Raw genomic sequence first — 17,876 nt, 5'->3', positions numbered from 1 at the left:
GCGAACCCGATGCGGCTGCCTATATGCCGAACGGCCGACTGTGCGACGCGCATCAATGCCCGCAACATGGGCCGGTCGCCGACGCTTTCGCACGACGCAACGGGCGAAGGCGACACGATGCGGTCATCCGGCCGCCACTTCAAAGGTGAGGATTTACAGGAACCATGGTGAGCAAGTTCGGGAATTGCACGGCGCAATGCGCCAATGCGCGACAGGTGATGGCAATCAGCAGTACGTCAGCACCGCGACGATCGACAACGCCAATGCGCGCATGCCGCGTAATTGCGGGGTTGTTTACCGGAATTCGCGGCGATATCCGGTCGAATCGCGGTGAATTCGCAAAACGGCATCCGTTAATCGCGCGGCATTGGCGTTCAATTCGCGGTTTCAAGTCGTGCTGCCGCTGCCCAAAAATAAAACGGTGCGACGGCAGCATGGCCGTTCGCACCGTCAGTCAGCGCACGAAAGGTGAGGGTTTTCGGGAGTCAGTCCTTGATCAGGAAACGCGCGCGGTTCTTGCCGAGCCATGCCGGCGCACGCCCGCGGCCACTCCACGTTTCGCCCGTCTTCGGGTTCAGGTACTTCGGCGGCAACGGACGCTTCGGTTTCGCGGCGGCAGCAGTGCCGATCGGCCGGAAACCGAGTTCTTCCGCGGTAATGTCGAACTCCTCGATTTTCGCCCGAATGGCGGCAATCGCATCGGCAATCGCCTTTTCGCGTTCCTTGTCGATCTTTTGCTGAAGTCTTTCGAGCTGCGCTGTCAGTTGCCTGTAGGTCGCCATATGGGATGGGACTCCGTGAGTGTTATTCATGAAAAATAGCCGACTCCAAGCGAATGGAAAAGCGCTTTACCCGATTATGGTCCCCTTATCCAGTCATATCGGGATCAATAGCCGCTTTTCCTCTTGCATGCGAAGAGAAGATTTCGCACGGCGTCATCGGTCGATTGCTGGAGGACGTCGTATTCCCCATTGCAGATGGCGCGGGCATTGTCCGTGCAATTGCTCCAGTCGCTGCCGGTGCACTGCACCTGCGTAGTCGGGCGCCCGTCAGAAGTGAACAGCGGCGCCCCACCGCCGCACCCGCCGAGCCCGGCAACCAGGGCCAACAATCCGGCCCGACGCCAATGCGTTCGAGGCCACCGACAGACCGACGCAAGCATGTGATTCATTGTTCTTTCCGTCAACCGATTTTTGAATGCCGCGAGTATGCCACGCACCGTCGTCACACGTTCAGTCCCGCGCCCGGTCCGGCGTCCGGTCCGGCCGTCCGCGCGTCTTGTACGGCACGGCCCGGTGCGGATCGTCGGTGATGCGAACGAACACCTGCTCGACGTCGGGGAGCGCGCCGAGTTCGCGCGCCAGCGCCTCCCGATCGAATGCCGGATCGGCGCACCCTTCGACATAGATGAAGCGCCGCTGCACGGTGATCCACAGGCTCGTGCCCTGCAGACGATCGGTGCCCGCGAAATGCGCTTTCGCTGCCTCGGCGATCGGCGCGTCATACATATAGGAATTCGGTTTCGTGCAGCGGTGAGCGAGCCAGCAGGTGGTCCCGCGCTCGGCGCGGTAATGCGCGTCGTCCGTCATCTCGGCACGCGTCATCCACGGGCCGAGCGGCAGCGGGCATTCCGCGAAGCCTCGCGACAACGCGACGAACGGATCGTTGTACCAGTTGCGCCGCACCGCAGGCGAATCCGCATCGTCCGCCTGAGCGAACGAGGACGTCGCCGCCAGTATGGCCAGCCATCCGGCCATGCCGATTCGCTTCATCGTTGTCTCCTGTCGGGCACTTCACCGGTGCCGTTCGTCATGTCCGGGCGCATCCGCCGCCGCTTGCTACCGGTCGATCCCGAGCGCCGCCAGTTTCTTGTAGAGCGTCGCCCGGCCAATGCCGATGCGCGCGGCCGCTTCCACGACCTTCCCGTCGCAGGCCGCGAGCGCGTCGATCAGGAACTGGCGCTCCCACGCGGCCAATGCATCGGTATACGAAACGACCGGCGCGCCAGCGGCACCCGATGCGTCGCCCGCGTCCCGGCCGACCGGCGACGGAGCCGCCCGCGTGCCCGCCGGCACGCTGTCCGGCGCCACGCGCACCGGCCCGAGGAACGGCGCAAGCGCACCCGCATCGATCACCGAGCGATCCGACAGCATCAGCGCACGCTCGAGCGTGTTGCGCAACTCGCGCACATTGCCCGGCCACGGGTACGCGCACAGCATCCGCAGCGCATCGTCGGTCAGTTCGCAATGCGCGGCACGGCCGTGCTGCGCGGCGAGTTCCTCGAGCGTCGCGTAGACGAGCGCCGCGATGTCGGACGCGCGCTCGCGCAAGGGCGGCGCGTGAATCGTCAGCACGTTGAGCCGGTAATAGAGATCCGCGCGAAAGCGGCCGGCCTCGACCAGCGCCGGCAGGTCGGCCGACGTCGCGGCGATGATCCGCACGTCGGCGCGCACGATCCGGTTCGAGCCGACCGGTTCGAACTCCTTGTCCTGCAGCACGCGCAGCAGCTTGCCCTGCAGCGGCAGCGGCATGTCGCCGATCTCGTCGAGAAACAGCGTGCCGCGATCGGCCAGTTCGAACTTGCCGACACGTCCCTTGCGGTCGGCGCCGGTATACGCGCCCGGCGCCGCGCCGAAGAATTCGGTTTCGAGCAGCGTGTCGGGAATCGCCGCGACGTTGACGGTCACGAGCGGCTGGAGTGCGCGCGCCGACGCCGCGTGGATCGCATGCGCGAGCAGTTCCTTGCCGGTCCCCGTCTCGCCGAGCAGCAGCACCGGCGAATCGACCTGTGCGGCACGCCGCGCCTGCCGCTTGGTTTCGAGGCTTGCGGCGCTCGTGCCGACGAAGCTCGCGAACGTGTATTTCGCGCGGCGCGCCTGCGCGAGCGAACGCTGCGTCGCGATCAGTTGCTGCTGAAGCTGCGCGTAACGGGAAAAGATCGGCGTGAGCGTCTTCAACTGGTCGAACAGCGCGAAGCCGATCGCGCCGACCGTCTCGCCCGCCTCGTTCTTCAACGGCAGGCGCGTGACGACGAGCGGCTCGCGGCCCGTCTCCATGATGTCGAGCAGGATCGGCTGTCCGGTCGACACGACCTCGCGCATCAGGCTGTTCGGAATCACCGCCTCGCAGTCGAGGCCGACCGCCTGCTGCGGATCGGCGAACCCGAAGCGCGCCGCATAACGCTCGTTCATCCACACGACGCGCGCGTCGCGATCGACGACCACCGTGCCCGCGCTCGAATCCTCGAAGGTCCGAAACAGCGACTCGGCGGCGCGCCGCAGCACGTCGCCGTAATTGACGGGCAGGCGCGCCCAGTCGTTCATCATCGTGTCGTCGTCTCCGCGTATGCTTGGCCGGACGTCTCCGGAACGAGACGCAGTATCTCATTTTGGAGACACGCCGGAATGCCTTGTCCGGGAAAGCCCTGCCCGATTCGATGGGCTGTCCTGACGGCCAAATCGTCTCCGGACGGAGACGATTTATGTAGAATCTTCAGACATTGGCCGGCGCGGGCCCGCCGGCCGGCGCCGGACCCATGTCCGGCGGCGCAATGCGGCCGATGGCACGAAACCTGCACGAACCTGAGCCGGTCCGCGGCGCGCTCCGCGATCGAACAACAACCAAAGCCATTCCAAGCTATTAGGAGACTCCCTTGTCTTTCGTGATCGTCCTCGCCGCGCTGGCGTTCCTGATGTTCGCCGCATATCGCGGCTACAGCGTGATCCTGTTCGCGCCGATCGCCGCGCTCGGCGCAGTCCTGCTGATCGAACCCGCCGCCGTCGCACCGGTCTTCTCCGGCATCTTCATGGAGAAGATGGTCGGCTTCGTCAAACTGTATTTCCCGGTATTCATGCTCGGCGCCGTGTTCGGCAAGGTGATCGAACTGTCCGGGTTCTCCGAGTCGATCGTGCACGCCGCGATCCGCTACATCGGCCGCTCGCGCGCGAATGCGGTGATCGTCGCGGTGTGCGCGCTGCTCACCTATGGCGGCGTGTCGCTGTTCGTCGTGGTGTTCGCGGTGTACCCGTTCGCGGCCGAACTCTATCGCCAGAGCAACATCCCGAAGCGGCTGATGCCCGGCGCGATCGCGCTCGGCGCGTTCTCGTTCACGATGGACTCGCTGCCCGGCACGCCGCAGATCCAGAACATCATCCCGACCACGTTCTTCAAGACGACCGCCTGGGCCGCACCCGCACTCGGCACGATCGGCTCGCTGTTCATCATCGTCGTCGGCCTCGCGTACCTGGAATGGCGCCGCCGTTCGGCGATGGCGAAGGGCGAAGGCTACGGCACGTCGCTCGTCAACGAGCCGGAGCGCGTCGAAGCGACGGCACTGCCGAATCCGGCGCTGGCGATCCTGCCGCTGCTCCTCGTCGGCGCGTCGAACTTCACGTTCACGAAACTGATTCCGCAGTGGTACGGCGCAGCGTCGTACACGGTCGCACCGGACGTGCTGCCCGGCGTGCACACGCCGGTCACGACGTCGATCAAGACCGTCGTCGCGATCTGGTCGGTCGAGGCCGCGCTGCTGCTCGGCATCGTGCTGGTCGTCCTGACCGCGTACAAGCGCGTCAGCGACCGCTTCGCGGCCGGTTCGAAGGCCGCCGTCGGCGGTGCGCTGCTCGCCGCGATGAATACCGCGTCGGAGTACGGTTTCGGTGGCGTGATCGCCGCGCTGCCGGGCTTCCTCGTCGTCAGCGACGCGCTGAAGAGCATTCCGAACCCGCTCGTGAACGCGGCCGTGTCGGTCAGCTCGCTCGCCGGCATTACCGGTTCGGCGTCGGGCGGCATGAGCATCGCGCTGGCCGCGATGTCGGACCTGTTCATCAAGGGTGCGCAGGCCGCCAACATTCCGATGGAGGTGCTGCACCGGGTCGTCGCGATGGCCAGCGGCGGCATGGACACGCTGCCGCACAACGGCGCCGTCATCACGCTGCTCGCGGTCACGGGCCTCACGCACCGCGAGTCGTATCGCGACATCTTCGCGGTCACCGTGATCAAGACGCTCGCGGTGTTCTTCGTGATCGCCGTGTACTACACGACGGGCCTCGTGTAAGCGCCCGCGTCGGGCGGCGTTCCGAACGCCGCCCAACCCTGCCGGCCGCATCGACGCGGCCGGCGCGCCTTCCTCCCTCCGCGTGTTCGCGACTGTTCGACCGGTCCGGCATTGCCGCAGCGGCAGCAGCAGCAGCACCAGCAGCAGCACCATAGCGCGATGCTTGTCGCGACGCGCCGCACCTTCCCAATACCTCCGCTTGCAAACCAGTGCGGATCGCCGGGATTCGCATCCGCCACTTCGTCCCCGACCGACCGGAAGCGCTCGCGCCACATTGTGGCGCAGACCAGACGGCCTATCGTCCGTCACGCGCCGCCATCCAGCGCCGTCCGCTCCACCGTTCATTGTTTCCGGCAGCAGAACACTGCGTTGGGCGCGATCGCATTTTTCCCGCGCGTGGCCGGGCCTACACTGCTTTCAACCGCCGCCGCTTCGTCAAACGAAGTCCGGCCGTCCAGCTGGAAACATGGAGGTCACGATCATGAAGCGCCTGATTCACGCAGTTGCCGTTGCCCTGGCCGTATCGGCCCCGCTCGCCGCGCAAGCGCAGTCGAACCCGCCGCTCACGCGCGCGCAGGTCCACGCCGAAGTGAAGGCGCTCAAGCAAGCCGGCTTCCAGCCGAGCGACTGGTTCTATCCGGCCAGCATCGTTTCCGCCGAAGCGAAGATCGCCCGCCAGCAAGGTGCCGGATATGGCAGCGACCGCGGTGCATCGTCGGAGTCGGGCCGGTAATCGCCGCAACGACGCGGCCGTCCCGCCCGACCGCTCCGTCGCGAGCCGTCACGCCTTCACCGGCTCGATCAGTTTCGCGCATGCCGCTGCCTGCGGATCGCCCGCGGGCAGCTTTGCGCACACCCCGTCGAACTGCTTCACGACCGACCTGACCGACGCATCGTGCGCGCCGCCGCCGCGCCAGCGATTCAGTTGCGTGACGACCTTGGTCAGCGCGCGCAGGTTCGCCCCATAAAACGCATCCTTGGTCTTGCCAGCCTGCGCGAGCACGCTCGCGGCGATCGCTTCGATCCGCGCCGAATCGTCCGGCGCCAGCGCGACCGCATTCGCGAAATAGGTCGCGCCCCAGCGCAGCTTCGTCGCCGGTCCGCTCGCCGAGTCGTACGCCTTGCGGTACCAGTCGAGCGCCGCGGCCTTGTCGCCGCGCGCCTTCGCATTCGCGGCCAACCCCGACATGAAGTAGTACGGCGTCGCCGAACGCGGCAACTCGGCCTTCAGCAAGAGGTCGGACTCGTCGTACAGCCCCGCGTCGGTCAGCGTGTCCGCCGCTTCGCTGACGAGCGCCTGCCGCTCGTACGCGTTCGCGGCGCCCTGCACCGATGCGGCGATCTGCTTGCGCACGGTATCGACCAGCGCCGGCGCGGCGAGCGGCGCGCCGGCGTGCGCGTCATTGCGCGCGAGCAGCACGCGGCCGTGCAGCGCCATCAGCCGGTCGATCGACGACAGCGTCGAATCGGTCGACAGGTGCGCGAGCGCCGTGTCGTACGCGTCGCGCAGCGTCGTGCGCTGCGCGGCGTCGCCGCCGAGGTATGCGACCACGCGCGCGGGCGCCGCGACGAGCACGTCCGAATCGGCCCGCGCCAGCGCCGGTTCGCGCAACACCGCGCGCAGCGCGTCGGCGAGCGCCGCCTTGTCGAGCGCGCCGGCCTGTGCGGGATCGTCCGATGCCGCCACCACCGCCGACTTCAGCGCGAACCGCGCGGCGTCCGCCTTCGCGCCGGCGGCACGCGCATGTTGCGACAGCGTCTGCAGCGTCAGCGCGACACGATCGGCCGGCACCGGCAGCGCGCCGTCGGTGTCCCAGGAATAGTCGGCCAGCAGATGCCATTCGGCCGGCGTCAGCGCCGCGCCGTTGTTCAGCGCGGTCGAGAGCGTCTGCCGCACCGGATGCGCGGCCGTCATCCCGAGCGACAGCGCCTGCATGTAGCGCTCGAGATCGGCCTCGCCCGGCAGCCGCGTCACTTCGGTGCCGTCCGGACGGAACAGGATCATCGTCGGATAGCCGTGTACCTTGAAGCGCTCGCCGAGCTTCTGCGCGCTTTCGGTATCGCCGTCGAGATAAACGGGCACGAAGAACGACGAGCGAGCCTTGAATGCCTGCTGGCTGAAGATCGTCGACTTCACCTGGTTGCACGACGGGCACCATACGGCACCCCAGTACAGCAGCAGCGGCTTGCCGGTGCGCTTCGCGAGCGCGAACGCGGCATCGACGTCGCCCTGCTGCCATGCGATGCCGGGCGGCAGATGCGCGCCGTCGCTCGACGGGCCCGATACCGGAGCGCCCTGCGGCGCGGTGGTGGCAAACGCCGCACCCGCGGCGGCGAACAGGCAGGCGGCAGTCAGGTTACGGAGAACGGTTTTCATCAAGACGGGTTCCGTTGAAAGAGACGGTTGCGGATAGCGGCGTCGCGCGACGACGGAACCGGTACGCTGCAACGGCCGGCCCATGCGCACGAAACGGCGAAGCGAAAACACGACGAAGCGACGCAACAACGAAGGGCATCGACGGATGGCACCGCGCATGCCGGCATCGGCCGTGGGCATCGCGTAGGCATCGACGCGAAAAGCCATAACCGGCCGCCGCATGCACACACAGCGCAGCCGTACCCACCGCGACAACCACGGCGACCACGGCGACCGGCAAATCGCTCGACGATACGATTCGCGCGGCCGGTTGAAAACGAATGAATTCTCTAATGGATATGACGTGTGGCGTCGCCGACGTGCGCGCCTGCGCGGTCGACGCGACCACGCACTGTGCTGCATGCAGCGCTGCATTGACTGCCGTCGGTCGCTGCACGCGATCGGGCACACGGAGGCAGGCCCGACAAGGCGCACGGCATGGCCAATGCATGCACATGCCGCGGCCGACGCAACGACACGCCGGCCCGCACGCGCTTCAGCACGCGTCCATTACTGCCGCCCTTTGATCCGCGCCATCTGAAACACCGATGCATACGCACCGTCGCGCAGCGCATAGTCCGGCGCCTCGCCTTCGATCCGGAAGCCGTGCTTTTCGTACAGTGCGATCGCCGCCGGGTTGTCGATGAACACCGACAGCGACGCGAGCTTCTCGCGCCGCGTGGCCGGCCGTGTCGAAACGGGCCGCCACTCGGTCAGCGACCCGGCGATGGGCCTCGCCGACCGCTTCTGACGGCGCCCGCGCCACCCGGCCGCGCACCGGCCGGGCGCCGGGCGCGGATCGGTCCGATCGGTCCGATCCGGCTGAAACGCCCGCCCGGCGCGGCTCAAACGTCAGAAGGATGGCCGGTGCAGCCCTCATTTAGGGGGCCACGAAAATGCTCCGTGTTGTGGCCCGTTCGCGTTAAACTTCGTCAAGCTGCATTCAACAACGACATCTTCGCCAACCTGGCACACACGATACGAGGATAGGTTCGATGCGCACTACCGGCTCATCCGGGGCAATGACCCTGCTCACCGAACATGACCCGGCCGACGGCCGCGAACTGCGCTCGCTCCGGCTCGAATCGACCGGCGACGGCAAGAGCGTGCTGCTGATCGACATCGACGAACGCAAGCCCGGCATTCACCGCGAGGTTCGCTACGAGATCACGCCGGCCGAACTGATCGCGGCGATCCGCTCGCACGGCGCCGAACTGCCTGGCGAAAACCACGGCGCCGCCTCGCTCGTCCGTACGCCTTCCTGATGTCGACCGGTGAGCCGCGCGCAACGCACCGGCTCACCGATCCGCCCGCATCACCCTGCCGCCGTCAGGCGCTTTCCGTCATTCCCCGCCGTCCGCTTGAAAATGGCCGATAATCGGCCCATCTTCGTACCTTCCTCACGCGCTTCCTTTTCGGCCAGCCGTCATGCTCCGTGACCTCGTCGCCCAATACGGGCCGCTTCTCGTCTTCGCCAACGTGCTCGCGGCGGCCATCGGCCTGCCCGTACCGGCGATGCCGACGCTCGTGCTGTTCGGCGCGATGGCCGCGATGAATCCGGCGATGATCGGCTCGCAGCTCCTGACGGTGCTGGCGCTGTCGGTGCTCGGCGCGCTGATCGGCGACACCGTGTGGTACGTCGCCGGGCGGCGCTACGGCGGCACGACGCTGAAGACGATCTGCCGGCTGTCGCTGTCGCGCGATACCTGCGTGAAGAAGACCGAACGATTCTTCGGCCGCTACGGCGTGCGCGTACTCGCGGTCGCCCGCTTCATTCCCGGGCTGTCGCTCGTGTCGGTGCCGATGGCCGGCGCGCTCGGCACGCGCTATCGCACGTTCGCCGGCTACGATGCGCTCGGCGCCGCGCTGTGGACGATCGTCGGCCTCCTCGCGGGGCTCGTGTTCTATCGGCAGATCGACTGGCTGTTCGCCGGCGCGAGCCGGCTCGGCCGCGCGGTGCTGCTGGTGATCGTCGCACTGCTGGCCGTCTACGCGGCCGTGCGCTGGATGCGCCGCCGCGCGCTGATCCGCCAGCTCGCGAGCGCGCGGATCGGCGTCGACGAACTCGACGTGCTGCTGCGCGATGCGACCGCGCCGGTGGTGCTCGACGTGCGTTCGCCCGAGCACCGCAAGCTCGACCCGTTCACGATTCCCGGCGCGCAGTTCGCGGACGAACGGCACATCGAGGACATCGTCGCGCGCTATCCGTTCTCGCAGAAGTTCGTCGTGTATTGCTCGTGCCCGAACGAAGTGACGGCCGCGCTGATGGCCAAGCGCCTGCTCGACGCAGGCTTCACCGATGCGCTGCCGCTGCGCGGCGGCCTCGACGCCTGGCGCGACACGGGCCGCCAGCTCACGTCGCTGGTGGAGGACATGCCCGCCGCGAACGATCCGGTGGCGGGGTTGCACAAGCCGGCCTGATCGAACGGGTCGCAGGCCGGCCGCGCGAGACGAAAACGACTGAAGGGGACGTTGCGTCCCCGTTCGATCAGAACGCGTGCAGCGGCACGTTCACGACCAGGCGGTACTCCTTGTTGGTCGCGTCCGCGGTATGCGTGGAACCGGTGTGCCACATCGCGATGAACGTGACCTTCGTGTCCTTCAGCTTGCCGCTCTGGAACGTGTACGACGGGATGAAGCCGAACTCGTGGTGACGGCCCTGCACCGGCGCGCCGTTGCTCCAGTAGATGCTCGACTTGCTCGGATCGTTCGCAGCCCCTGCGCTGCCGTCCGCGCCCCAGCCCGTCACGCCCCAGACCATCGCCTTGAAGCCCGGCAGGCCCGCTTCCTTGCCGTAGAACGTGTAACGCAGCTGCAGCGACTTTTCGTGCGGCGCGTTGTAGTCGACGTCCATCGAGTTGGTCAGGAAGATGCCGTTCGTTTCGTTCAGGTAATCGAAGAACTGGTCGCCGAGCACCTGCTGATAACCGAGCAGCAGTTCGTGCGGGCCGTGCTGCGCGGCCACCGACAGGCTGTACGCGTTGTTGTTGATCTTGCCCTGCAGCGCGTCGCCCGTGTCGTGCGTCGAGTAAACGTTACCAAAGCCGGTCCACTTGATCGACTTCGTATCGCCGATGCTGTGCTTCACCGACGCGTAGTACTGGTGCCATACGTCGTCGGCCTGGTTGGCGTACAGCGCGACTTCGCCGTTCGGCGAATAGTCCCACGTACCGCCGACGTAGGTCAGGCGATTGATGCGCGTGCCGCCGTATTGCGTCGTGAGGTTGGTGAGCGTCGTGTGGCCGCGCGCATCGGTCTTCGTGAAGCTGCCGGCCTCGAGCATCACGTTCTTGAATTCGTTGCTGACGATCGTCGCGCCGAGGAACGTCGGCGGCAGCGCGCGGTTGTCGTGCTGTTCCATGAACGGGTTGTCGACGGCCTGCAGACCGTACTTGACCACCGTGTTCGAGATGCGCGCCTTCACGTCGTAGATGCCCGGGTAGGCCCACGCGAGCTGGTTCGAACCGCCGCCGCCCTTCGCGATGTGCACCATGCTGCCGGCGCCGGCGCCGCCGTCGAGCTTCAGCGCCGCATACAGCGACGCGTCGAAGCCGATGCCGATCAGGCCGGTCGTGTAGCCCGACTCGAAGTTCGCCATCGCGCCCTGGACCCACGCGTGACGGTGCGGCCCGCCCTTGTTGTCGAGCGTGTCCGCATAGTTGCGGAACAGGAAATTCAGGTGGCTGTCGGCAATGAAACCGTTCGACTTCGACTGTGCCGAAGGCTCGTCGGGCGGCGTGACGGCCTGGGTCGCCTCGGCGTTGATAATGGCGTTCGGGGTCGTTGCCTGCGCAACCGACGTGCTTGCGCCGGCGGACGGCGCGGCCTGCGCGACCGTCAGCGGTGCGGGGGCCGCGTCGTCGGCGTGCGCGACGCCGCTCAGCGATACGCCGGCAAGCGCCGGCAAGCCCCATGCAAGCAGCATCTTCGATGCCGTCCCGATCGTCTTTTGCTTGTTCATCGTCATTCTCGTCTTGTGTTGATGTCGTCCACGCCGGTTGCGATCCGCTTCCAGCCCCCCGGCGAGCCCGGTTAAGGACGCGCCTTTGCCCGCGGCGCGAAGATCATTCGCGCCGCACCCTACCCCTGTTGACCTGCCTGGTTATGTTTGCTGCGTCACGTCACGCCGCCACGCCCGCCCGGATGCACGCGACACGCGCCGGCGAGCCCTGCCGCACTTCCGGCAGCGGCACGTCCTGCGCGCACGCGTCGATCGCGACCGGGCAGCGCGTGCGGAACGCGCAGCCGGACGGCGGGTTGAGCGGCGACGGCATCTCGCCCGCCAGCAGCATCGGACGGCGAGCACGCTCGCGCGCCGGCTCCGGCGTCGGCGCCGCATCGAGCAGCGCCTTCGTGTACGGGTGCTGCGGCACGCCATACACGTCATGCCGCGTGCCGAACTCCATCACGCGGCCGAGATACATCACGAGCACGCGCTGGCTGATGGCCTTCACCACCGCCAGGTCGTGCGCGACAAAAAGATAGGACAACGACAGTTCGCGTTGCAGATCGCGCAGCAGGTTCACGATCTGCGCCTGGATCGACACGTCGAGTGCCGATACGGGCTCGTCGCAGATCACGAGCTTCGGCTCGCCGATCAGCGCGCGCGCGATGCCGACGCGCTGGCACTGTCCGCCGGAAAACTCGTGCGGATAGCGCAGCAGGTGATGCGCGTTCAGGCCGACACGTTCGAGCATCGTGACCACGCGGCGCCGCACTTCGGCGCGGCCGAGGCCCACGTGGTGCGTGACGAGCGGCTCCGCGACGATCTGTTCGATCGTCATGCGCGGATCGAGCGACGCGAGCGGATCCTGGAAGATCATCTGCACTTCGCGGCGCATCGCGGTGCCGCGCAGGTGATCGGGCGCGACGGCTTCGCCGCGCCAGCGCACCGTGCCGGCCGTCATCGGCACGAGGCCGATCAGCGCGCGTGCGAGCGTCGACTTCCCGCAGCCCGACTCGCCGACGAGCCCGACCGTCTCGCCGCGCTTCACGTCGAACGACACGCCGTCGACCGCGCGCAGCGTGCCCTTCGGCGACCACGGATAGCCGCCGAGCGGCACGCGGAAATGCACCTTCAGATCCTCGACGGACAGCAGCGTATCGCTCGTCGTGCCCGTCGCGCCGGCATTGCGGCGTTCATCGACGCTCATCGCAGACCTCCCGTCAGATCGGCAAGCGGCCGGTGGCACGCGCGCACCGCGCCCGCCGCGCCATAGGTTTCGAGCGCGGGGCGCGCGGCACCGCAGCGCGCCTCCGCATACGTGCAGCGTTTCGCGAACGCGCAGCCGGCCGGCGCGGTGCCGGGCATCGGCGGATTGCCGGGAATCGCGACGAGCGGCGCGTCGTCGGCGTCGGTCAGGCGCGGCAGCGCGTTGAGCAGACCGATCGTGTACGGATGCGACGGCGCCGCGAAGATCGAGTCGGCCGGCGCGTATTCGACGGTACGGCCCGCATACATGACCATCACGTCGTCCGCGAGGCCCGCGACCACGCCCATGTCGTGCGTGATCAGCACGATCGCGGTGCCGCGCTCGCGGTTCAGCTCGCGCAGCAGGTCGATGATCTGCGCCTGCACGGTCACGTCGAGCGCGGTGGTCGGCTCGTCGGCGATCAGGACTTCGGGCTCCGAAAGAAGCGCCATCGCGATCATCACGCGCTGGCGCATGCCGCCGGAGAACTCGTGCGGATACATGCGGATGCGGCGCGCGGCGTCGGGAATGCGCACCGACTCGAGCGCCTCGATCGCGCGCTTCGTCGCTTCCTTGCGCGACAGCTTGCGATGCAGCTGCAGCGTCTCGGTCATCTGCCGCTCGATCGTCAGGAACGGATTGAGCGACGTCATCGGATCCTGAAAGATCATCGCGATCCGGTCGCCGCGCACCGCGTTCAGCGCACGCGTATCCATCTCGAGCAGGTTGTCGCCGCGATAGCGCGCGGTGCCCGTCGTCGCGCCGTTGCCGGCCAGCAGGCCGAGCAGCGCCATCACGGTCTGGCTCTTGCCCGAGCCCGATTCGCCGACGATGCCGAGCGTCTTGCCGGCTTCGAGCGAGAACGACACGCCGCTCACGGCGTCGATCGGCGGTGCGTCCCTGCGCGAGAAGCGCACGCCGAGGTTTTCTACTTCCAACAGAGCAGCCATCTTCAGCGATCCTTCGGGTCGAGCGCGTCACGCAGGCCGTCGCCAACGAAGTTCACGCAGTAGAGCGTCACGCACAGCATGACGGCCGGTGCCAGCAGCAGCCACGGCATCGATTCCAGTTTCTGCGCGCCGTCCTGGATCAGCACGCCCCAGCTCGTCATCGGTTCCTGCACGCCGAGGCCGAGGAACGACAGCACCGATTCGGTCAGCACGATGTTCGGCACCGACACGGTCGCGTACACGACGACCACGCCGAGCAGGTTCGGCACGACGTGGCGCAGCACGATCGACGCCGGCGACACGCCGATCGCGCGCGCCGCGTCGACGAACTCGCGATTGCGCAGCGACAGCGTCTGGCCGCGCACGACGCGCGCCATGTCGATCCACGAGAACGCGCTGATGGTCAGCACGACCAGCATGAACGAGCGGCCGAACAGGGTCATCATCAGGATTGCGATCAGCAGGTACGGGATCGCGTACATCATGTCGACGACGCGCATCATTGCGGAGTCGACCCGGCCGCCCGCGAAGCCGGCGGTCGCGCCCCACGCGACGCCGAACAGGCCGGACACCAGCGTGCCGAGCAGGCCGACCTCGATCGACACGCGGCCGCCGATCAGCGTGCGCACGAGCAGGTCGCGGCCGAGCTCGTCGGTGCCGAACCAGTGCTGGTTCGCGAGCGTCGGCGCCAGGCTGATCGAGCCCCAGTCGCTCGCGGCAGGATCGGCCGCGAGCAGCCACGGACCGACGAAACATGCGAGCGTGATCAGCGCGAGCAGCACGAGGCTGAACACGGCCGCGCGGTTGTGAAGGAAGCGCGCGAACGCGAGCGCGAGCGGCGAGCGCGAACGCGGCGGCGAATCGGTCTGCACGGGCAGACTGACGACGGGAGTAGTCGGAGTCATCGCAGTGCCTCGCTCAATAACGGATACGTGGATCGAGCCACGCGTACGCGAGGTCGACCAGCAGGTTGAACAGCACCGCGCAGACGGTGGTCAGCACGACGAGGCCGAGCACCAGCGTGTAGTCGCGGTTGATCGCGCCGTTCACGACGAGCTGCCCGAGCCCCGGCAGCGCGAACACCGATTCGGTGACGACGGCCGCCGTGATCGACGTGATGCAGACCGTGCCGAACAGCGACACGACCGGCATCAGCGCGGGCTTGAGCGCGTGGCGCAGCACGATCGTCGAGCCCGGCAGGCCCTTCGCGCGCGCGGTGCGGATGAAGTTGCTCGACAGCGTCTCGATCATCGAGCCGCGCATCACGCGCGCGAGCAGCGACACGTTGATGAAGGTCAGCAGCACGATCGGCAGCAGCCGGTACTGCCAGCCGCCGTCGCCCCAGCCGCCGGCCGGCAGCCAGCCGTTGCCGGCCGAGGTCTTCAGCAGGATCGCGAAGATCCACACCAGCACCGGGCCGAGCACGAACGGCGGCACGACGTTGCCGAAGTTGCCGATCAGCATCACGAAGCGGTCGATCACGCTGTCGCGGCGCACGGCCGCGACGGTGCCGAGCAGCACGCCGAACCCGATCGAGAGCGGGATCGAGATGCCGCCCACGCCCAGACTCACGGGCAGCGCCTTCTTCACGAGATCGTTCACCGACCAGTCGACGTAGCGGAACGACGGGCCGAGATCGCCCTGCAGCAGCGAACCGAGATACAGCAGGTACTGCTTCCACAGCGGCTCGTCGAGGTGGTACTTCGCGTTCAGGTTCGCGAGCGTCGCCGCGGACAGCTGCTTCTCCGTATCGAACGGACCGCCGGGCGTGAAGTGCAGCAGCAGGTAGCAGACGGTGATGACGGCGAGAATCGTCGGCACCGCCCACAACGTGCGTCTCAATGCGTAGGCCAGCATGATCGCTCCGCTCAGTGCTTGATCAGGTACATGTCCTGCGAAGCACGCATGTCGATCACGTTCTTCAGCGAGTAGCCGCCCACGTAGGGCTTCACGAGACGATCGGCCGAGTACTGGAACAGCGGCACCATCGGCGTGTCGTTCATCGCCGCGTCGTGCGCCTGCGTGAGCAGCGTGGCGCGCGCCTTGTCGTCGAGCTTCTGGTTGCCTTCGTCGACGAGCGTGTCGGCCTGCTTGTTGCAGTAGCCGACCGTGTTCTGCGAACTGCCGCAGCGGATCAGGTCGAAGAAGGTCATCGCGTCGTTGTAGTCGGCGAACCAGCCGTCGCGCGCGATCTGCACCTTGCCATCATGCCGCTCCTTCATCAGCACCTTGAACTCGACGTTCTCGAGCTTCGTGTCGATGCCGAGCTTCGTGCGCCATTCCGATGCGGTGAACAGCGCGACCTTCTTGTGCAGGTCGTTGGTGTTGTACGTCAGCGTGAACGACAGCGGCTTCGCGTCGGAGAAGCCGGCCTGCTTCAGCAGGTCCTTCGCGGTCGCGACGCGCTTGGCCATCGGCCACGACGCCCATTCCGGCGTGAACGAGTGCACGCCCTTCGTGCCGTTCGGCATCAGGCCGTACATCGGCTTCTCGCCGGCCTGCGTGAGCTTCGACGTCAGCACGTCGCGATCGATCACCATCGACAGCGCCTGGCGCACGCGCTTGTCCTTCAGCGCGGCGTCGCTGTTGTTCAGGTAGTAGTAGTAGGTCGCGAGCTGCAGGCCCGGGCGCAGTTCGCCGCCGAACTGCTTGCTGACCTGCTGGAAGATGCCCGACGGGATCGAGTAGCTGTAGTCGATCTGGCCGGCCTGGTACATGCGCATCGCCGTTTCGTCGCTTTCGATCGGCAGGTACGTGACCTTGTTGATCACGACCTTCGGCGCGTTCCAGTACTTCGCGTCCTTCGAGATCACGATGCGGTTGTTCGGCTGCCAGTCGACGAGCTGGTACGCGCCGTTGCTGACGATGTTGCCGGGACGCGTCCATGCGTCGCCGAACTTCGCGACGGTGTCCTTGTTCACCGGCGCGAGCGGCACCATCGCGGTCAGTTCGGGGAAGAACGCGACCGGCACGTCGGTCGTCACTTCCAGCGTGTACGGGTCGACCGCGCGCACGCCGAGCGTCGTCGGCGCGGCCTTGCCGGCGATGATGTCCTTCGAGTTCTTCACGAACTCGACGAGGATCGTGTACTTCGAGCCCGTCTTCGGATCGACGAGGCGCTGCCACGAGTAGACGAAATCGGCGGCCGTCACGGGCTGGCCGTTGCTCCACTTCGCATCGTGGCGCAGCTTGAAGATCCAGGTCTGCGGCGTCTTGCGCTCCCACGACTGCGCGACACCCGGCACGACCTGGCCGGCCGCGTCGATGCGGGCGAGCCCTTCGAACAGGTCGAGGCCGATCGTGTTGCCGGTCCACGATTCGATGTGCGCCGGGTCGAGCGACTCGATTTCGGCGGGCACCTGGCGCGTCAGGTCCTGTTGAGGAGCGAGCGTGACGTTCGACGGAACGGTAACGGCGTGGGCGACGGGCGTCGTCAGGGCGAGCGCGGCCAGCACGGCCGACATGGCATGCAAGGATTTCATCGTGGCAGTCTTGAGAAGGTTGTTCGGCGAGCGATGCGCGGTGGATGCCGCGGTTACGCGTGAGACGCTGACGGGTACAGCGATTGAGGAGGCCCGTGATTCTCGTATTGCATCTTAGTATTCCTTACGTTTCTTTCGACAGGCATTCCGTCTTGGAAACGAAGGAATACCTGTGCGTTAGAACAGCCGCGGCGTACCGACCCAGACCACCACCGACTCGACCTTCGCGGTGTTGACCCAACTGTGCGGGACCGTCGACTGATAGTGCGAACTGTCGCCGGCCTGCAGGACGAACGTCTTGCCTTCCAGCGTCAGCGACACTTCCCCTTCAATCACATACAGGAATTCCTCTCCTGCATGGGTCGTCACCTCCGACCGCTTCTGCCCCGGCGGCATCCGCACGAGGATCGCCTCGAGCTGACGCCCTTCGGTCACGTTGGTCAGCCTCGCGAACAGGTTCGCCGAATCGGCGAATCCGAAGAAGCGCAACTGATCGCCTCTGCAGACCGAGCGTTCCTCGCTCGGCGTATCCACGAAGTACTGCACCGTCACGCCGAGCGCCTGTGCGATACCGGCCAGCGACGTCAGTGACGGCGACGCGAGCCCGCGTTCGACTTGAGACAGAAACGGCTTCGAAATCCCCGCGGCGGTAGCGGTGTCGTCGAGCGTGCGCTTGAGTCGTTGGCGCAACGCGCGAATCTTGCCGCCGAGTGCGGCAGCGTCTGCCGCTCGCGAGTTTTCAGTGGGGGGAACCATAGCAGGCCGAAAAGTGGTCGTCAA

At 66.8% G+C, this 17,876-nt stretch carries 17 protein-coding genes and 1 pseudogene; 4 read left to right on the top strand and 14 right to left on the bottom strand.

Features of this window, described 5'->3' with window-relative positions:
- Window positions 1–139 precede the first annotated feature (139 nt).
- From U4Y91_RS16845 to U4Y91_RS16825, 5 genes are all read right to left on the bottom strand, one after another.
- The gene (locus tag U4Y91_RS16845; RefSeq protein ID WP_321805981.1) at window positions 140–436 is read right to left on the bottom strand and encodes a hypothetical protein; all 297 of its coding nucleotides are present in this window, start codon (window positions 434–436) and stop codon (window positions 140–142) included.
- 49 nt (window positions 437–485) lie between these two features.
- Window positions 486–782: an H-NS family nucleoid-associated regulatory protein gene (locus U4Y91_RS16840; protein WP_044845003.1), complete on the bottom strand. Its 297-nt coding sequence runs from the start codon at window positions 780–782 to the stop codon at window positions 486–488.
- A gap of 104 nt (window positions 783–886) precedes the next feature.
- Complete coding sequence (locus U4Y91_RS16835; RefSeq protein WP_235879175.1) at window positions 887–1,171, bottom strand: hypothetical protein; 285 nt, start codon at window positions 1,169–1,171, stop codon at window positions 887–889.
- A 61-nt stretch (window positions 1,172–1,232) separates the two neighbouring features.
- Window positions 1,233–1,772 (bottom strand): BON domain-containing protein, encoded by a 540-nt coding sequence (locus U4Y91_RS16830; RefSeq protein WP_321805980.1) that lies wholly within the window; start codon window positions 1,770–1,772, stop codon window positions 1,233–1,235.
- Between the two features lie 66 nt (window positions 1,773–1,838).
- Window positions 1,839–3,326 carry a sigma-54 interaction domain-containing protein gene (locus tag U4Y91_RS16825; RefSeq protein ID WP_321805979.1) on the bottom strand — a complete coding sequence of 496 codons (1,488 nt, stop codon included), beginning with the start codon at window positions 3,324–3,326 and terminating at the stop codon, window positions 1,839–1,841.
- Between the two features lie 326 nt (window positions 3,327–3,652).
- Here U4Y91_RS16825 and U4Y91_RS16820 point away from each other — a divergent pair, with 326 nt between their 5' ends.
- Together U4Y91_RS16820 and U4Y91_RS16815 are read left to right on the top strand one after the other, a co-directional pair.
- Complete coding sequence (locus tag U4Y91_RS16820) at window positions 3,653–5,056, top strand: GntP family permease (RefSeq protein ID WP_321805978.1); 1,404 nt, start codon at window positions 3,653–3,655, stop codon at window positions 5,054–5,056.
- A gap of 481 nt (window positions 5,057–5,537) precedes the next feature.
- Window positions 5,538–5,789 carry a DUF4148 domain-containing protein gene (locus tag U4Y91_RS16815; RefSeq protein WP_321805977.1) on the top strand — a complete coding sequence of 84 codons (252 nt, stop codon included), beginning with the start codon at window positions 5,538–5,540 and terminating at the stop codon, window positions 5,787–5,789.
- A gap of 48 nt (window positions 5,790–5,837) precedes the next feature.
- Here the strand turns inward: U4Y91_RS16815 and U4Y91_RS16810 are convergent, their stop codons facing one another.
- Entirely contained in the window at window positions 5,838–7,433 is a 1,596-nt protein-coding gene (locus U4Y91_RS16810; RefSeq protein WP_321805976.1) for a thioredoxin family protein, read from the bottom strand.
- A gap of 549 nt (window positions 7,434–7,982) precedes the next feature.
- Window positions 7,983–8,129 (bottom strand): annotated as a pseudogene (locus U4Y91_RS16805) (GNAT family N-acetyltransferase); the annotation flags it as partial.
- Between the two features lie 338 nt (window positions 8,130–8,467).
- Here U4Y91_RS16805 and U4Y91_RS16800 point away from each other — a divergent pair.
- On the top strand, window positions 8,468–8,737 hold the full coding sequence (locus tag U4Y91_RS16800; RefSeq protein WP_321805975.1) for a hypothetical protein: 270 nt from the start codon (window positions 8,468–8,470) through the stop codon (window positions 8,735–8,737).
- A gap of 163 nt (window positions 8,738–8,900) precedes the next feature.
- Entirely contained in the window at window positions 8,901–9,893 is a 993-nt protein-coding gene (locus tag U4Y91_RS16795; RefSeq protein ID WP_321805974.1) for a DedA family protein/thiosulfate sulfurtransferase GlpE, read from the top strand.
- A 67-nt stretch (window positions 9,894–9,960) separates the two neighbouring features.
- On the opposite strand, the gene U4Y91_RS16790 is transcribed toward U4Y91_RS16795, so the two are convergent.
- The 7 genes from U4Y91_RS16790 to U4Y91_RS16760 all read right to left on the bottom strand — a co-directional run bounded on the left by U4Y91_RS16790 (window position 9,961) and on the right by U4Y91_RS16760 (window position 17,852).
- Window positions 9,961–11,433 (bottom strand): OprD family porin, encoded by a 1,473-nt coding sequence (locus U4Y91_RS16790; protein WP_321805973.1) that lies wholly within the window; start codon window positions 11,431–11,433, stop codon window positions 9,961–9,963.
- 160 nt (window positions 11,434–11,593) lie between these two features.
- Window positions 11,594–12,625, bottom strand: a complete 1,032-nt coding sequence (locus tag U4Y91_RS16785; protein WP_321805972.1) for an oligopeptide/dipeptide ABC transporter ATP-binding protein — start codon at window positions 12,623–12,625, stop codon at window positions 11,594–11,596.
- Window positions 12,622–13,614: an ABC transporter ATP-binding protein gene (locus tag U4Y91_RS16780; protein ID WP_321805971.1), complete on the bottom strand. Its 993-nt coding sequence runs from the start codon at window positions 13,612–13,614 to the stop codon at window positions 12,622–12,624. Before U4Y91_RS16780 ends, U4Y91_RS16785 begins: the two co-directional genes overlap by 4 nt.
- 2 nt (window positions 13,615–13,616) lie before the next feature.
- The gene (locus U4Y91_RS16775) at window positions 13,617–14,519 is read right to left on the bottom strand and encodes an ABC transporter permease (RefSeq protein WP_044844992.1); all 903 of its coding nucleotides are present in this window, start codon (window positions 14,517–14,519) and stop codon (window positions 13,617–13,619) included.
- A gap of 13 nt (window positions 14,520–14,532) precedes the next feature.
- Window positions 14,533–15,471 carry an ABC transporter permease subunit gene (locus U4Y91_RS16770; protein WP_321805970.1) on the bottom strand — a complete coding sequence of 313 codons (939 nt, stop codon included), beginning with the start codon at window positions 15,469–15,471 and terminating at the stop codon, window positions 14,533–14,535.
- Window positions 15,472–15,482: 11 nt separating this feature from the next.
- Complete coding sequence (locus U4Y91_RS16765) at window positions 15,483–17,096, bottom strand: peptide ABC transporter substrate-binding protein (protein WP_321805969.1); 1,614 nt, start codon at window positions 17,094–17,096, stop codon at window positions 15,483–15,485.
- 177 nt (window positions 17,097–17,273) lie between these two features.
- Window positions 17,274–17,852 carry a cupin domain-containing protein gene (locus U4Y91_RS16760; protein ID WP_321805968.1) on the bottom strand — a complete coding sequence of 193 codons (579 nt, stop codon included), beginning with the start codon at window positions 17,850–17,852 and terminating at the stop codon, window positions 17,274–17,276.
- Between the last annotated feature and the right edge of the window lie 24 nt (window positions 17,853–17,876).

Source organism: Burkholderia sp. BCC1993 (genome assembly GCF_905339865.1).
GTDB lineage: Bacteria > Pseudomonadota > Gammaproteobacteria > Burkholderiales > Burkholderiaceae > Burkholderia.
This window is presented reverse-complemented; position numbering and strand designations above follow the sequence as displayed.

Coding starts and splice junctions, on each gene's coding strand:
- U4Y91_RS16770 (WP_321805970.1), bottom strand. CDS start 15,471: ATGCTGGCCTACGCATTGAGACGCACGTTGTGGGCGGTGCCGACGATT.
- U4Y91_RS16810 (WP_321805976.1), bottom strand. CDS start 7,433: ATGAAAACCGTTCTCCGTAACCTGACTGCCGCCTGCCTGTTCGCCGCC.
- U4Y91_RS16845 (WP_321805981.1), bottom strand. CDS start 436: ATGCTGCCGTCGCACCGTTTTATTTTTGGGCAGCGGCAGCACGACTTG.
- U4Y91_RS16765 (WP_321805969.1), bottom strand. CDS start 17,096: ATGAAATCCTTGCATGCCATGTCGGCCGTGCTGGCCGCGCTCGCCCTG.
- U4Y91_RS16760 (WP_321805968.1), bottom strand. CDS start 17,852: ATGGTTCCCCCCACTGAAAACTCGCGAGCGGCAGACGCTGCCGCACTC.
- U4Y91_RS16840 (WP_044845003.1), bottom strand. CDS start 782: ATGGCGACCTACAGGCAACTGACAGCGCAGCTCGAAAGACTTCAGCAA.
- U4Y91_RS16830 (WP_321805980.1), bottom strand. CDS start 1,772: ATGAAGCGAATCGGCATGGCCGGATGGCTGGCCATACTGGCGGCGACG.
- U4Y91_RS16815 (WP_321805977.1), top strand. CDS start 5,538: ATGAAGCGCCTGATTCACGCAGTTGCCGTTGCCCTGGCCGTATCGGCC.
- U4Y91_RS16775 (WP_044844992.1), bottom strand. CDS start 14,519: ATGACTCCGACTACTCCCGTCGTCAGTCTGCCCGTGCAGACCGATTCG.
- U4Y91_RS16800 (WP_321805975.1), top strand. CDS start 8,468: ATGCGCACTACCGGCTCATCCGGGGCAATGACCCTGCTCACCGAACAT.
- U4Y91_RS16780 (WP_321805971.1), bottom strand. CDS start 13,614: ATGGCTGCTCTGTTGGAAGTAGAAAACCTCGGCGTGCGCTTCTCGCGC.
- U4Y91_RS16825 (WP_321805979.1), bottom strand. CDS start 3,326: ATGATGAACGACTGGGCGCGCCTGCCCGTCAATTACGGCGACGTGCTG.
- U4Y91_RS16785 (WP_321805972.1), bottom strand. CDS start 12,625: ATGAGCGTCGATGAACGCCGCAATGCCGGCGCGACGGGCACGACGAGC.
- U4Y91_RS16835 (WP_235879175.1), bottom strand. CDS start 1,171: ATGAATCACATGCTTGCGTCGGTCTGTCGGTGGCCTCGAACGCATTGG.
- U4Y91_RS16790 (WP_321805973.1), bottom strand. CDS start 11,433: ATGAACAAGCAAAAGACGATCGGGACGGCATCGAAGATGCTGCTTGCA.
- U4Y91_RS16795 (WP_321805974.1), top strand. CDS start 8,901: ATGCTCCGTGACCTCGTCGCCCAATACGGGCCGCTTCTCGTCTTCGCC.